At 44.0% G+C, this 14,900-nt stretch carries 13 protein-coding genes; 2 read left to right on the forward strand and 11 right to left on the reverse strand.

The genetic code is table 11. The features are described 5' to 3' along the window. Positions 1-520: 520 nt before the first annotated feature. Positions 521-931 (forward strand): DUF4124 domain-containing protein, encoded by a 411-nt coding sequence (locus HII16_RS12990; protein WP_169130721.1) that lies wholly within the window; start codon positions 521-523, stop codon positions 929-931. A gap of 39 nt (positions 932-970) precedes the next feature. Here HII16_RS12990 and clpB read toward each other — a convergent pair whose 3' ends face one another. The 3 genes from clpB to rluD form a co-directional block, all read right to left on the reverse strand. After that, positions 971-3,544 (reverse strand): ATP-dependent chaperone ClpB, encoded by a 2,574-nt coding sequence (clpB, locus tag HII16_RS12995; RefSeq protein WP_169130723.1) that lies wholly within the window; start codon positions 3,542-3,544, stop codon positions 971-973. A gap of 107 nt (positions 3,545-3,651) precedes the next feature. Continuing rightward, positions 3,652-4,377, reverse strand: a complete 726-nt coding sequence (gene pgeF, locus HII16_RS13000) for a peptidoglycan editing factor PgeF (RefSeq protein WP_348981422.1) — start codon at positions 4,375-4,377, stop codon at positions 3,652-3,654. A 12-nt stretch (positions 4,378-4,389) separates the two neighbouring features. Beyond that, entirely contained in the window at positions 4,390-5,364 is a 975-nt protein-coding gene (rluD, locus tag HII16_RS13005) for a 23S rRNA pseudouridine(1911/1915/1917) synthase RluD (protein WP_135439545.1), read from the reverse strand. 129 nt (positions 5,365-5,493) lie between these two features. Between rluD and HII16_RS13010 the strand changes: the two genes are divergently transcribed. Then, the gene (locus HII16_RS13010) at positions 5,494-6,258 is read left to right on the forward strand and encodes an outer membrane protein assembly factor BamD (RefSeq protein WP_135439544.1); all 765 of its coding nucleotides are present in this window, start codon (positions 5,494-5,496) and stop codon (positions 6,256-6,258) included. A gap of 105 nt (positions 6,259-6,363) precedes the next feature. Here HII16_RS13010 and HII16_RS13015 read toward each other — a convergent pair whose 3' ends face one another. The 8 genes from HII16_RS13015 to HII16_RS13050 all read right to left on the reverse strand — a co-directional run bounded on the left by HII16_RS13015 (position 6,364) and on the right by HII16_RS13050 (position 14,866). After that, entirely contained in the window at positions 6,364-7,482 is a 1,119-nt protein-coding gene (locus tag HII16_RS13015) for a formate dehydrogenase subunit gamma (RefSeq protein ID WP_169130727.1), read from the reverse strand. Positions 7,483-7,508: 26 nt separating this feature from the next. Beyond that, positions 7,509-8,072, reverse strand: coding sequence for a formate dehydrogenase FDH3 subunit beta (fdh3B, locus tag HII16_RS13020; RefSeq protein ID WP_169130729.1), 564 nt, complete (start codon positions 8,070-8,072; stop codon positions 7,509-7,511). 27 nt (positions 8,073-8,099) lie between these two features. Next, the gene (locus tag HII16_RS13025; protein ID WP_169130731.1) at positions 8,100-10,952 is read right to left on the reverse strand and encodes a formate dehydrogenase subunit alpha; all 2,853 of its coding nucleotides are present in this window, start codon (positions 10,950-10,952) and stop codon (positions 8,100-8,102) included. 15 nt (positions 10,953-10,967) lie between these two features. Beyond that, positions 10,968-11,162, reverse strand: coding sequence for a formate dehydrogenase (locus HII16_RS13030; protein ID WP_169130733.1), 195 nt, complete (start codon positions 11,160-11,162; stop codon positions 10,968-10,970). Positions 11,163-11,264: 102 nt separating this feature from the next. Then, positions 11,265-11,882: a molecular chaperone TorD family protein gene (locus tag HII16_RS13035; RefSeq protein WP_169130735.1), complete on the reverse strand. Its 618-nt coding sequence runs from the start codon at positions 11,880-11,882 to the stop codon at positions 11,265-11,267. Positions 11,883-11,887: 5 nt separating this feature from the next. After that, entirely contained in the window at positions 11,888-13,549 is a 1,662-nt protein-coding gene (locus HII16_RS13040; protein ID WP_169130737.1) for a 4Fe-4S binding protein, read from the reverse strand. A 142-nt stretch (positions 13,550-13,691) separates the two neighbouring features. After that, positions 13,692-14,408, reverse strand: a complete 717-nt coding sequence (locus tag HII16_RS13045; protein ID WP_169130739.1) for a DUF3306 domain-containing protein — start codon at positions 14,406-14,408, stop codon at positions 13,692-13,694. After that, positions 14,405-14,866, reverse strand: coding sequence for a DUF3305 domain-containing protein (locus HII16_RS13050; RefSeq protein ID WP_169130741.1), 462 nt, complete (start codon positions 14,864-14,866; stop codon positions 14,405-14,407). The genes HII16_RS13045 and HII16_RS13050 overlap by 4 nt, the downstream gene beginning before the upstream one ends. Positions 14,867-14,900: the final 34 nt, after the last annotated feature.

Here is a 14,900-nt window from a genome sequence, read left to right on the forward strand (position 1 = left end):
ATTGTTAAAGAATTAAGCATTAGACGCATTCGCTAGTGCTTGTTGCTTCTGGGCTTGCCCGAAGCAGGATGTGCATTTTACCCATCCCAGATTTGTTGTCAACCGATTAATTTAAAAAACTTCAAATTAATTTGTTGTCGTTTGTCATTGTTAATTCCTAACTCTGACAAACTGCAAATCTAACTTCTACTGGATGCTCGCCGTTTAGCGCATTCCCCTGTGGAAGTGGAGGCGCATTTTAGGGATTTCTGAGCTGAGGTCAACACGTTTTTTAAGTTTTTTTGAAAAAACCGCTCAAGCGGTCAACAAATAGACAAAAGCGTTGTTTTACCGCGCCAAAATGTAACTTTATGTAACCCTTCACAACACTTACGTACAAAAATTGAACGCAGGTGGCTAGCCATACCAGTTAATGATCTTTATAATGGCAGCTATAAGTAAGGAGTTATTCTATATAAAGTTAGAAAACACTATATAGACACTACGGAAGGCATTAAACGTTTTATATTGAAGGATTCATATGACCAGTGCTTTAATAAATATATCTGCGCTTTTAGCGCTAACTATAAGTGTCACAGCGTTTGCTCAAGATGTGACGGTCTATCGCTGGGTAGATGAAAATGGTGTGATCCACTATGGGCAACACGAACCTATCAAAGAAGATTATGAAGAAGTAAAGGTGGCAACATCATACTCGCCGGTTAAATCACCAATGAAAGAAGTGAAAAAAGAAGGCGAAGAACAAACGCCTGACTTAGCGCAAGCATCAAGCATTAATTGTAAAAATGCCCAAGCAAACCTACGTACATTGACTGAATTCGATAAAGTTGAGATGACCGATGCTGATGGTCGCTCCCGATTGCTTACCGATAAAGAACGATTAGATCGTATCGCATTGAGCGAAAAAGAAGTGGAGATTTACTGCCAGTAAACCTCCACCTTTGTTATAACGACAATTGTTAACTTAGCCCTATTCGATGGTCAGATTTCCCGCTTCATCCACATCGAGCACAATGCTACTTTCTGGTACGAACTTACCTGTTAATATTTCCTGAGCTAATGGGTTTTCAATCTGATGTTGAATTGCTCGTTTTAATGGTCTCGCACCAAACACCGGATCAAACCCAGCTTCAGCTACCTTTGCAATAACCTTTTCGCTAATTTGTAAATCGAGTTGTTTGTCTTGCAAACGTTTCGTCAATTGGCGAATTTGAATCTTGGCGATTTGCTGTATTTGCTCGGCATTAAGTGGGTGAAATACCACTGACTCATCGATACGGTTAATAAATTCCGGTTTAAAATGTTGCGCGACCACCGCCATAACCGTCTGACGCAGCTGCTCGTATTGTGCTTCGCTCGCCATTTCCTGAATAATATCGGAGCCCATGTTCGAGGTCATGACGATTACCGTATTTCGAAAATCAACGGTGCGTCCTTGACCATCGGTTAAACGACCATCGTCTAACACCTGCAATAATATGTTGAAGACATCAGGATGTGCTTTTTCAATTTCATCCAAAAGTATCACCGAATAAGGTTTACGACGCACGGCCTCAGTAATATAGCCGCCTTCTTCATAACCAACATAGCCTGGAGGTGCACCGATTAATCTGGCAACCGAGTGTTTCTCCATAAACTCTGACATATCAACACGAATTAACGCATCTTCACTATCAAACAAAAAGTTCGCCAAGGCTTTGGTTAGCTCTGTTTTTCCCACCCCTGTTGGCCCCAAAAACATAAAAGAGCCAATCGGTTGATTAGGATCAGCAAGACCAGCGCGAGAACGACGGATGGCATTAGAGACAGCTTGCAAAGCTTCTTGTTGACCAATAACCCGTTTTTGTAGGTCTTGCTCCATATGCAATAACTTGTCGCGCTCTCCTTCAAGCATCTTAGCTACAGGGATACCAGTGGCCTTGGATAAAACTTCGGCTATTTCAATATCGGTTACACGATTTTTGAGTAAAGTAAGTTCGCTTTGTTCGGTATCAACCGCGCCTTGCAGTTGCCTTTCCAATTCGGGGATTCGACCGTACTGCAACTCTGACATACGGTTTAGATCGCCAGAGCGTTGTGCCATTTCCAAATCAAGACGTGCTTGCTCTAAATCCGCTTTAATGGTTTGCGCACCATAAAGAGAGGCTTTTTCATTTTTCCAAACTTGTTCGAGTTGATCATAATTGCTTTGCAAACTGGCGATTTCGTCTTCCATTAGTTGTAAGCGCTTTTTAGATGCGGCATCGGTTTCCTTTTCGACCGCTTTTTGCTCAAGTTTGAGTTGGATAAGACGGCGCTCCAAACGATCAAGATCTTCTGGTTTGGAGTCCATTTGCATGCGAATACTCGATGCGGCTTCATCAATGAGATCGATGGCTTTGTCCGGCAACTGACGATCACTGATGTAGCGATGCGATAAACTGGCCGCCGACACTATCGCCGGATCGGTAATATCCACACTATGGTGTAATTCATAACGCTCTTTTAGGCCACGCAATATCGCTATGGTATCTTCTACGCTTGGCTCTTCTACTAAGACCTTTTGAAAACGTCGTTCTAACGCTGCGTCTTTTTCAACATATTGACGATATTCATCTAACGTTGTTGCGCCAACACAATGCAATTCACCACGGGCTAACGCCGGTTTTAACATATTACCCGCATCCATGGCACCATCGGCTTTACCAGCGCCGACCATAGTATGTAGCTCATCGATAAATAAGATGATTTGACCTTCTTCTTTGGCCAGTTCATTAAGCACCGCTTTTAAGCGCTCTTCAAATTCGCCCCGAAACTTCGCGCCGGCAATCAACGCGCCCATGTCTAACGATAAGACATGTTTGTTTTTCAACCCTTCCGGCACTTCGCCATTGACAATGCGTTGTGCCAGCCCTTCAACGATGGCGGTTTTACCAACACCTGGCTGACCAATTAACACCGGGTTGTTTTTGGTGCGGCGTTGCAGCACTTGCATGGTACGACGAATTTCTTCATCACGACCAATGACCGGATCTAATTTGCCTTGTTCGGCACACTCGGTCAGATTAACGGTATATTTTTCCAGCGCCTGTCTCGTATCTTCAGCATTCGGATCATTAACGGCTTGACCACCACGGGTTTGCTCAATTGCCGCTTTGATTTGCGCTGGCTTAATATTAACTTGCTTGAGGTAGCTGCCTAATGGTCCTTTATCTTCAATAGCCGCTAATAAAAAGATTTCCGATGAAATGTATTTATCACCCTGCTTCTGCGCTAATTTATCGCACAGATTTAATAATGACGCGAGTTGGTTAGAAACCTGAATTTCACCGCCGACACCGTCGACTTGTACCAATTGCGCCAACATATCATTCAATTTGCCACGTAACGCACTGACATCAACACCAGATTGTTTGAGAATAGGCAAGACGCTGCTGCCGCTTTGATTTAACAGCGCCAACATTAAATGTGCAGGTTCAATAAATTGATGATCTTTACCTAACGCTAAACTTTGTGCGTCAGCTACAGCCTGTTGAAATTTTTGGGTAAGCTTATCTATTCGCATAAATCACTCCTAACAATAACCATAATTTTGCTAAGGTCATGTTACTTAGATAAGAATTAAAACGAAAGATTTCAAGGGTTGGTGGCTAATTTTATTTTTTCGCTTGCTTAACGCATGGCGATAAAGCTGGCCATTCGTCCAGTTTGCTGGTCTCTTCGATAAGAAAAATATTTGTCCGCAAGGGTATATGTACAATCACTATTGCGGCTAATTTGGCTAACACCAAGACGATTTAATTGCTGCTCGGCGATGGCATGCAAGTCGGCTAAATATTTGTTGTGAGAAGTTGCGGTGAAACACTCAGTAAAGTCGGCGGATTGTTGTGCAAATATGCTCAATACATCAGCGCCAACTTCAAAACAACGAGGTCCAATACATGGCCCTAGCCAAGCATAGATTTCATCGTTATCACAGCTAAAGCAAGCCAAAGTATTGGCAATAATGTTAGCAGACAAAGGACGCCAACCACCATGAATTGCCGCAATTTCAGTGCCTTGTTTGTTAATCAATAAAATTGGCAAACAATCGGCGGTCATTATTGCCAATGCGATATTAGCATTGTTAGTAAAGGCGGCGTCAGCGGTTAATGGTTCTATTGATACGGTGTCAACACGAGCGACATCGGCACCATGAACTTGGTTTAACCACTGTATTTGTTTACCGGGCAGTAATGGCACAATCGTTTGCCGATTTTCGGCAACGCGGTTTGCATCATCACCGACATGATAGGCCAAATTCAAACTCGCAAACGGTGCAGTTGAACAACCACCATCACGTTGCGTGGTAAAGGCATAACTTAATGACTTTCCCTGCCAATTAAGGTTAATTGCCACCAAAAAACGCTCCTAGTACTCTTCCTGATGATGCAACTGCGCATCAAGCTTTAACGCATCACATACCGAAATCATGTCGTCAGGTACAGGCGCATGCCAAGTCATTAACTCGCCATTAATCGGGTGATATAGAGATAACATGGTTGCATGCAACGCTTGGCGCTTAAAGCCACGTAACAAATCAAGTAAGTCTTGTGATGCGCCTTTTGGTGGACGCGGTCGTCCACCATACACCGGATCACCAACCAATGGATGAGCTATATGTGACATATGCACACGAATTTGATGGGTGCGTCCTGTTTCCAAGCGCAAACGCAGTCGAGTGTGATTACGATACTTTTCCATCACTCGATAATGCGTTACCGATGGACGACCTGACATCGTCACTGCCATATGGGTTCGTTTTGTCGGGTGACGGCCAATAGGTTCATCAACCAAACCACCAGCAGTCATAACGCCATTAGCGATTGCTTCGTATTCACGAGTAATTTCTCGAGCCTGCAATGCATCAACCAAGGCTGTCTGAGCAGCAATGGTTTTAGCGACAACCATTAAGCCGGTCGTATCTTTATCTAATCGATGAACAATACCAGCACGAGGCAATAACTCTAATTTAGAGCAATGATGCAGTAATGCATTTAACACCGTACCATCAGGGTTACCGGCACCTGGATGCACCACCAAACCTGCTGGTTTGTTGATTACTAGGATATCGTCATCTTCATAAACAATATTTAATTCAATATTTTGTGCTTCATAATGAACTTCAGCTTCAATTTGTGCACTAAGATGTATAGATTCACCGCCCAACATTTTTTCGCGGGCTTTGGTGATTACGTCGCCATTTACCTTAACGTTTCCAGCCAGTACCCATTCTTTTAGTCGTGAACGAGAGTACTCCGGAAATAGCACAGCTAAGGTTTGATCAAGGCGTTTACCCAAACAAGAATCAGGCACAATTTGTTGATGTTCTATAATTTCTGTCATTAATGTCTCTTTAAGTTTGTGAAAATCACAAAAGCTAGGTTAGAATGCCAACATTAGAAAATTAAAGCTATTTTACCCGTATCGGGCATCGCTTTCATAATTATTTTTAAGGTTTTAATCCCAATTACTATGAACAAGTTTACATTAAAAATTGCTGCCTTAGCGCTGTTTCTAGGATTAGCCGGTTGTTCTTCTTCACCTGACGATGTTGAAAAGGTGCCAGATAAATCAGCTCAAGCTTTGTATCAAGACGCTCGTAGCGCCTTAGATAACGGCCTTTACCAAAAAGCTATTCCGATTTTATCGGCTATCGATTCACGTTACCCATTTGGCGCAATTTCGCATCAAGTACAACTGGATCTTCTCTATGCGTATTACAAATCAGGTGATTCTGCCCAAGGCACCGCCTTAGCAGAACGCTTTTTACGCTTAAACCCAAATCACAAAAACGTTGATTACGTCCACTATATTCGTGGTTTGATTAACCAGTCGTTGGAAGAAAACCTATTTCAGGAAATGGCGGGCATTGACCGTTCTGACCGAGATCCACAACACGCACGTGCAGCATTCAATGATTTTAGAACCATTTTAACTCAATATCCTGAAAGTAAATACGCCAAAGATGCACATCAGCGCATGTTAGCGATTAAAAGTCGTTTAGCTGACTATGAGTTATCCGCTGCAAGATTTTTTATGAAACGAAAAGCTTACGCCGCGGCAGCAAATCGTGGTCGTTATATCGTTGAGTATTTTGGCCCTGGTCCACAGGTAGAGTTTGCTCTAGAGATCATGATTGAAGCATACGGTAAACTTGGCCTTACTGACTTACAAACCAACGCACGCCAGGTAATGACATTGAATTACCCTAACAATCCGAATGTAAAAGGCTTGTAAGCGTTGCTCTGAATTTTAATTATTGAAACAAAAAGCCCGCATTAGCGGGCTTTTTTATGTTGATTGATTTAAGCAATTGCCTAAGACATCTGATATGTGACGTGCTTATTTTTTATATTCGATGGTATTGTTGGCATTTATCTCATCAAACCAAAGGTTATGATGCTGTTTCGCCCAATTCTCATCAACATAGCCTGTGGTCATTGCCGACAGTGTGCCAGGTGCGAGTACGGTTGCCATAAAAATATGCACTACCGCAAAGGCTGCAATAACCAGTGCCGAACTGGCATGAACGATGAGCGCTAAAACACTGAGTGTACGACTCACATCCAATTGGGTTGGGAACATTAATACAATACCCGAAGCAACCAACAACACCCCCGCTAATGCCAAACACCAGAACCATATTTTTTCGCCAGCGTTCACAAAGCCCGAATCAGGGTGCTTACCTTTCATTGGCCCAAAGTTTATATAACCACCGCCAGCCTTAAACCAGCTGATATCGTACATTTTTGGCCATTGGTCTTTTAACCAGCTAACGCAAATTAATAGCCAACCAATAACGAAAGGGTAAACCAAAACATCGTGAGATGCCTTAGCGTAATAAATCATCGAAGCCCAAGTACTATTGCCGACATTCGGTTCAATATAATAACGTCCAGCCAATAAGGTCATGCCCGAAAAAATCAATAAAATACAGGGTAAGGCACACAGCCAATGAATAAAGACATCATAGGTTGACCAGCGCTTAATCGATTTGCCGCTCATGCCCCCTTGCACCTTTGAGGCACCATTGATAACCGAAAATAAGGTAAACACAACGATCATGCCAAAAAACGCGACAATAAAACCCGGCGCCAACATGTCGCTGCGCATATTGATTAGTTGTAAATCATAAGGGTTAATCGCTTGTGGATGAAACGTACTTTGCGACAAAGTGAAGCCGGTGGTCGTGCTGCCCAATGCAGACCAATCTTGTACTTCTGTTACCCCAGTACTTTCTAATACCGCACGTATTTCTGGGGAAATTGGCGGGTAGATGGTCTCTAACGCCGTTGAAGTTTGTCCTGACTGTCCTTGGCTAGAGGATTGCTCAGCCGCCAACAACACATAGTTTTCAGGCTGTTGTTGATTACTTTGTGCGTAACCGATATTACCAAAAAGTGAGAGAATACATAACGTCTGTATCAACATCTTACCGACAATGTTGCCTATGTTGTTCATACATCCTCCAATGGGGTGGAATGTGGTTAACCCACATTTTTAGCATTTCGAAAATTTACTCTTTGCTCAAATATGTCGCTTATGATCTTCGCATCGCCAGCTAATAATGCTTTGGTTGCGCAAAATTCAGCACATAATGGCAATTTACCTTCGGCGATACGATTGGCGCCGTATTTCTCTTTCTCGGCCTGACTGTGATCTTCTTCTGGGCCGCCCGCGCAAAATGTGCATTTATCCATTTTGCCGCGGTTGCCAAAATCACCGTCTTGTTCAAACTGAGGAGCACCGTAAGGGCAAGCATACAAGCAATAGCCACAACCAATGCAGCCATCTTTGTCATGTAAGACGATACCGTCATCGGTTTTGTAGATAACTTTAGCCGGGCAGACTTGCATGCACGGCGCATCATCACAATGCATACAGGAAATACTAATCGACGCTTCACCAGGGCCGCCTTCGTTGAGTGTGACCACTCGCCGACGCTGAATACCCCATTGCAATGCCGTATCGTTTTCATTTTTACACGCCGTGACGCAACCGTTACATTCAATGCAACGTTCGGTATCACATAAGAATTTCATTTTCGCCATGTTGTATAGCCTCTTATTTACCTGCTGTTACGCTTTTTCTATTTGGCATAACGAGCATTTGGTTTCTTGCATTTGAGTTACCGGATCATAACCATAAGTTAATGCCGTGTTGGCTGACTCACCGAGCACATAAGGAGCTGTTCCGTCAGGATATTTATCAATAAGATTTTCACCACTCATGATGCCGGCAAAGTGAAATGGCATCCACGCTAAGCCTTCACGAACACGAGGTGTAACCATGGCTTTGATTTTAATGCGGCCACCTTCGGCTCCTTCTAACCAGACATCATCCCAATTATTTATATTGCGAGCGGCAGCATCTGTTGGGTGAATTTCAACAAACATCTCTTGTTGTAGCTCCGCTAACCAAGCATTGGTTCGTGTCTCTTCGCCGCCTCCTTCGTATTCAACCAAGCGACCAGAGCTGAGTTGAAGTGGGTATTTATCGGTAAAGTCCTGCTCTTGAATGGAACGATACAAGGTCGGTAAGCGATGAACACGCATGTCTTCATAGGTTGGATATTTCGCTACCAAATCGCGACGCGGAGCGTAAAGAGGTTCGCGATGAATCGGCACAGGATCAGGGAATGTCCAGACCTTACAACGTGCTTTCGCATTACCATAAGGTGAGCAGCCATGCTCAAGGGCGACACGTATGATGCCGCCGGACAAATCGGTTTTCCAATTACGGCCTTCGGCCTGCTGCTGTTCCTGTTCGGTTAAATCATCCCACCACCCCAATTGTTTGAGCATATCCGCACTAAACTCGGGGTAGCCATCCTTAATCTCTGACCCTTTTGAATAAGTGCCATCGGCTAACAAACTCTTGCCTTGATACTCGACGCCAAAGCGAGCTCTGAAATTTGAACCGCCGTCTTTAACATGTAAATTGGTGTTATAAAGAATGGTTGAGCCTGGATGGCCAATGTCTGGCGTGCCCCAACATGGCCAAGGTAAGCCGTAGACCTCACCTTTTGCTTCACCGCTGCTGGCGACTAAATCGTCATAACTGAACTCCCCCCAATGCATGGTGTGGTATTTTAACCGTTCAGGACTTTGCCCCGACATGCCAATGGTCCACATACCTTTGTTGTATTCTCGGGTTATGTCTTCTATTAGAATGCCGGTATCGGTCTTGGCAATGTTTTTGGTGAACTGTTTGTCAAAACCCAAGTGTTTTGATAATAAATACATGATTTCAGTATCAGGTTTCGATTCAAAAATTGGTTCAATGACTTTTTCCCGCCATTGAATACTGCGACTAGTATTGGTCACACTGCCGTATGATTCATAGCAGGTACAGGCTGGCAATATATAGACCCCGTCTTTACGATTGTGTAATACCGAGGCCATGGTTGGATACGGGTCTACGACCACAATAGTTTCCAGCTTATCGAGTGCCTCTCTGACTTCATTTTGACGGGTTTCGGTATTAACTGACTGTCCCCAAAAGAACGCCAATCGAATGTTATCGGCTTGGGCGATGTTTTTCTTTTCTTCAAGCACACCGTCGTGCCATCGAGAGCAAGGGATCCCTGGGCTGGTCATAGGTTGTCGACCTAGATATTCGCCTTGATCAAAGTTACCTTTGACCCACTCATAGTCTAACCCCCATACGCGACTCCAATGCTGCCACGATCCGGTTGTTAAACCGTAATAACCAGGTAACGTATCAAATAATACGCCCAAATCTGTGGCGCCTTGCACGTTGTCGTGACCACGCAAAATATTGGCACCACCGCCGCTGACACCTAAATTTCCTAATGCCAATTGCAAGATACAATACACTCGAGTATTGGAATTACCGATATGATGCTGCGTGCCGCCCATACACCAAGTGATGCCACCAGGGCGATTTTCAGAAATGGTCTTAGCCGCCTCAAATAACGTTTTTTTATCAACGCCGGTTATATCACTGACCGTATCAGGATCGTAATTTTTAACTTCCTCGCGTATATCTTCCATCGCGAATACACGGGTTTTAATAAATTCATCGTCTTGCCAGTTGTTATCAAAAATATGCCAAAGTAATCCATAAATAAATGGGATATCCGTACCGGGTCTTAATGGGCAATAAAGGTCTGCATGCACTGCGGTGCGGGTAAAGCGCGGATCGGCGACGACGATTTTAGCGCCCCTTTCTTTGGCAATTAAAATATGCTTCATCGCGATAGGATGTGCTTCGGCCGGGTTTGAACCGATAAGCAAAATCGATTTAGCGTTATGCATATCATTTAAAGAATTGGTTTGCGCACCATAGCCCCAAGTATTGGCGACACCGGCAACGGTGGTTGAATGACAAATTCGAGCCGAATGATCGACATTATTGGTCCCCCACATTGCCGCTAGTTTGCGATAAAGGTAGGCACTTTCGTTAGAGAATTTGGCGCTACCCATAAAGTAAATCGAGTCAGGTCCGGATTGCTTGCGAATCAACTTCATTTTGTCGGTAACTTCCGACAAAGCCTGCTCCCATGATAATTTTTGCCATTTACCATCGACTAATTTTAGAGGGTATCTGACTCGTCGCTTGCCTTGACCATGCTCTCGTTCAGCGGCGCCTTTTGCGCAGTGACTGCCTTTTGATATAGGGTGATCAAACGCCGGTTCCTGTCCGGTCCATACGCCATTTTGCACTTCAGCGTAAATACCGCACCCCACCGCGCAAGCGCTACAGATGCTGCGTTTCACTTGTGTAGGAACATCGTGACTTACATATTCGCTCGCTTGACTTTTGCGCATCATTGACGGTGCAAACGCAGCAGCGGTCGCCACACCTGTTGCGGTAATACCGGCTGACTTGAGAAATTGACGTCTACCCATCCCCTCATCATGGTTTTGTGGGTCAACCTTGGTCGCTACCTTTCTGGTTAATTTCATCGGTGACACTCCGAATTAGTGGTCTAGTAACGACCGATAGAATTGTCGTATATGTTCCGTTTCGTGGTATCCGCTTTGTGACGTGTTGTTAAATTTAGGCTGGGGTTCGACAACGGTTGCCGATAATTTTGGTGCGACCACGCTGGTGGCACCGGCGATACCTAAGAGTTTAAGTAAACTGCGACGTTGGGCACGTTCTGACTTTTTCATTCGACCTTCTTAACCTTTACTGTTATGACTTGTATGACAAGCCTACAAATTAAGAAACCTGTAAAATACCGCCAAAATCGTCACTGTATTGGCGTTAGAGGTTTAGTTTATCGACACCTGTATCCTCAGGTGCTCCAACAAGGTTTGCTCTTGTTGCAAAAACACATACGCCAGCTCACCAACACTGGCATAAAATGGACTTAAACGATTTTCGCTCAGCTTGTTACACAGCGGCTCAAACCATGGAGCGATATGTTGTTCAAAGAAGACAATCTGCTGATGCTCCGCTTTGTCCTGTATAAGTATAGCCATGACTTCACAAAGCGCTGAAATATGATCTTCTGGTTCTTTTACCTGTTCTTCACGACTGATACCAAGTTGTTGTAAATGAGCCCGTAGCCTCAATAAGGTATTCGACATCAGTTTGTTTTCACGATACCAACTGCCATAAGGGTTGATCTCCCCTTGTGACAAGCCAATAAACAACTCGAAGAACTGATGTTGCAGTTGCTCTATGTCGGCCATATTGGCTTGCTGCTTCAATCGAGCAAAACAGTTTATTAAAGCAGTGTTGCTCGCTTGCTGTGTTTCTATGTGCAAGTTACCGAGCAATTGCAGCATGCCTGTTTGTGGCTCATTGCGCATTAAGGCTGCGAGCAATTGATACACATCGATTCGAAATTGGCGCTCATTAAGGTATATGGTTGAGTTATCAGGCATGGTATTTATCTTAATTGTTTGTTGGGGTCATCAATGACATCTTTAACCATGTCCCTGACACGGCAGTCACCGCACATTTTCAAACGTTGCGATTGCCCTTTAAAGGCATCATGTTCAGACAACATGGTTAACATGCGCTTGACCATAGACTCGGTAGCAAACGGCTTGTCACAACTAATACAATGAAATGCAGGCTCTTGCTGCAATAATTGCGCTTGCGTGCGCTGCTGATGCTGCAAATTAATTTGCCCCTGTAAGTTAATCACTTTTTCAGGGCAGGATTTCTGGCATAAACCGCACTGCACACAGTTTTGCTCAACAATGCTCAATGATGGTGTGTCATTACCAGCAACCAATGCGGAAGTTGGACAGGCAGATACGCAGGCCATACACAAGGTACAATCGTTATCGACGGTGATGGTGCCAAAACTGCTGTGTTTTACCTCAATGACGCGCTCTAATTGCAAGGTTTGATGATTGATGTGATCCAGTGCCGCAAAAAACAATTGGCGTTTATTATCTGCGACAAAATCAGCGATAGCTAATGCATTAATGACCTTGTCTTGATAGACGTATGTTGCCAAGTTGGCGATGTCATCATTGCACAAAGCGTTAGAGTCGATAAGCTCGATACAGTTGTTTAATGACAGATTTAGCAAAAGCTCGTTTACCAAGTTGACCTGCTGTTGTAGAACTTCGGTTACCGAAACCATTTCGGCTTCGTTATTGACGATTAGCACACGCGCCGCCCCCCAAGCAATGGCAGCAAGACAATGCTCAGTCCCAACGACACCAATCTCTTCAACCGCAATCGGCAATATATGGCTTGGTAATTGTTTTGTCAGCGTTGACGATTGATGTTGCTGGGCATGAAATAGCAACACAGGTTTGATCTTGGTGTGTTGAATGTAGTCAGCAATGACATTCTGGATATAGTTTTGCAATGGGATAGGAGGTGGCAATTCATATTCTATCGCTGAGGTAGGACAGACACTTGCACAACTGCCACTGCCATGACATAGGTATGGGTCAATTTCGATACGAAAATTAACGCTACTGATTGCCTCCGCCGGACACACCTCAAGGCAACGTTGACACCCTATCAAGTCATTATTGGAGTGAGCGCACAGTTGTGGGTTTATTTTGGCATAACGTGGCTTTTCGAAATCACCGATAAAATCTGGTAGATCCTGAACCACTTGCTGCAATGTCGACTGTTGTGCTCCGACATAAAAATAACCAACAGGCAATAGATCTTGTTGCAAAATAGGTTGCTGACTTAAGTCAATTATCAAATCAAAATGCGGTTGCCTAATGGCCACACGAGCAAGCTCGATATCCTGTTGCTGTTGATTTACGCTGACTTGAAACTGACCCAGAAATCCTTTGATGCTATTGAGTTTGCCGTAATAGACCTGACAGTGTTGGCTAACGTCCATGGCCTGTTGCAAGTGCGCTTGATCTTGATTGGTGATGGCTTCGGTAGCTAAAATGGTAACTTTGTCTTGACTACTCAACAATGCGCTTGCCAAACGCGCGCTATCTTCAGGACCAATCAGTAAAATAAATCCTTGGGTTTGGTAAGATACGGTCGCCGGGATTAAATTTTGATAGGGCTGATGCCGTTGAAACACATTTTCTCTTATTTTTTGAAAATCCAATGTCATCTCTACTCCAAGCATGACCTATGTAAATAAACCCCAAGTCCGCTTTAGTTGTAAGTTATTGAAATCTAAGTATAGACAGCTTATGGCAATTCTCTATGGCAATATATTTCTGACAATTCTTTAAGGCAGAGCAATCATTCGCTTAACCTTGTTCGTTGTTATCACTGGGTTTGCCAACATTGGTTAATTTAGATTCATGCGCAGAATTAGCAGTAGCCTCTGATTGTGACTCTGGCGTATCGATAATTGCCAAATGCTGATTCTTTGAGTCATCACTGAGTTGAGCATCGCTTAGCGCCTGGTGCTGCTGTTGAATTTGTTGTTTAGCGAGATGTTGTTGCTGTTGTTCTTGCTTTAGTGCTTGTTGTTGCTTTTGGCTTGGCTCAGGCTCTTCTTCGACCACATAACGATAGACTTGATCCAATAGCTTTTGCTTTTCATTGGACGACAACAGTGGTTGATTTGAAAAGTCTTGGTCGCACTGCTCTAAGCCATCAAGTTGCTGAAACTGCGGTTGTTGCCAAAGTACTTTTAACGCATCAGCTTGTTGTTTGGGATCTATGTCACCTCCCATAAAACAGGCAAAACTGCCACCTTGTTTGATGGATTTTGGATCGGGTAATGGTGTTCGCGCAGACGGTTGTTCAGCAAGCGGTTTATGCTCACTATCAATGCCTTTATCAATATCTGTATCAACGTCAAGCGACGAGTCAGCAAAGCTCGCTTGACCTGCCTTTGCAGCCGGCTTGCTGTTTTTCTTGTCGTTTAGATTGCTGTTTTGACAATTGTTTTCACTAGGTTGGCCAATGTGTTGTTTTTTTTGCAGCCAACGTCGCCAGCGCTGTCGCATCGACGTCATCGACGTCTCCTTACACTGCCATTGCTTTGTTCTTTTTTGCGATTAACGTGTTTGCGTCGATGGGCACAAATTTCAACTTCACCATGCAAGGTAATAAAGGCTTCAATCCAACATGCTATGGCATCAGGCATATCTAATGATAGTACCGGCGTATCGGACTCAAGGCAGGCGGTCGCTATGCTCTGCTCTGCGGTCACCGACATTGGCAACCATTGACCATCCGCTAATTCGTCACAAACGATAAACAATTTCGGTTGGTCGAGATCTAAGTTAAGACGATAACTGGCACGCTCATCTTGAAACAACTCAAGGAAAACTAATTTTGCGCCCTCAGGTTTGGCCTTATCGGCACTGATAAAGGCTTCGATTTGCCAATGAATATTGGCCCAACCTTGAAAAGTCGAGGTTTGCTTTTGCAATGATACATACAACGGCCAAACGTTATTTGTTCTGTGCATTCTATGCCCTTTTTCTAATCCAACAGTGTCGCTG

The organism is Thalassotalea sp. Y01 (assembly GCF_012932945.1).
Taxonomy (GTDB): Bacteria; Pseudomonadota; Gammaproteobacteria; order Enterobacterales; family Alteromonadaceae; genus Thalassotalea_A.

Coding starts and splice junctions, on each gene's coding strand:
- HII16_RS13010 (WP_135439544.1), top strand. CDS start 5,494: ATGAACAAGTTTACATTAAAAATTGCTGCCTTAGCGCTGTTTCTAGGA.
- HII16_RS13035 (WP_169130735.1), bottom strand. CDS start 11,882: ATGCCTGATAACTCAACCATATACCTTAATGAGCGCCAATTTCGAATC.
- HII16_RS13045 (WP_169130739.1), bottom strand. CDS start 14,408: ATGACGTCGATGCGACAGCGCTGGCGACGTTGGCTGCAAAAAAAACAA.
- HII16_RS13025 (WP_169130731.1), bottom strand. CDS start 10,952: ATGAAATTAACCAGAAAGGTAGCGACCAAGGTTGACCCACAAAACCAT.
- HII16_RS13040 (WP_169130737.1), bottom strand. CDS start 13,549: ATGACATTGGATTTTCAAAAAATAAGAGAAAATGTGTTTCAACGGCAT.
- HII16_RS13030 (WP_169130733.1), bottom strand. CDS start 11,162: ATGAAAAAGTCAGAACGTGCCCAACGTCGCAGTTTACTTAAACTCTTA.
- rluD (WP_135439545.1), bottom strand. CDS start 5,364: ATGACAGAAATTATAGAACATCAACAAATTGTGCCTGATTCTTGTTTG.
- HII16_RS13015 (WP_169130727.1), bottom strand. CDS start 7,482: ATGAACAACATAGGCAACATTGTCGGTAAGATGTTGATACAGACGTTA.
- HII16_RS13050 (WP_169130741.1), bottom strand. CDS start 14,866: ATGCACAGAACAAATAACGTTTGGCCGTTGTATGTATCATTGCAAAAG.
- HII16_RS12990 (WP_169130721.1), top strand. CDS start 521: ATGACCAGTGCTTTAATAAATATATCTGCGCTTTTAGCGCTAACTATA.
- fdh3B (WP_169130729.1), bottom strand. CDS start 8,072: ATGGCGAAAATGAAATTCTTATGTGATACCGAACGTTGCATTGAATGT.
- clpB (WP_169130723.1), bottom strand. CDS start 3,544: ATGCGAATAGATAAGCTTACCCAAAAATTTCAACAGGCTGTAGCTGAC.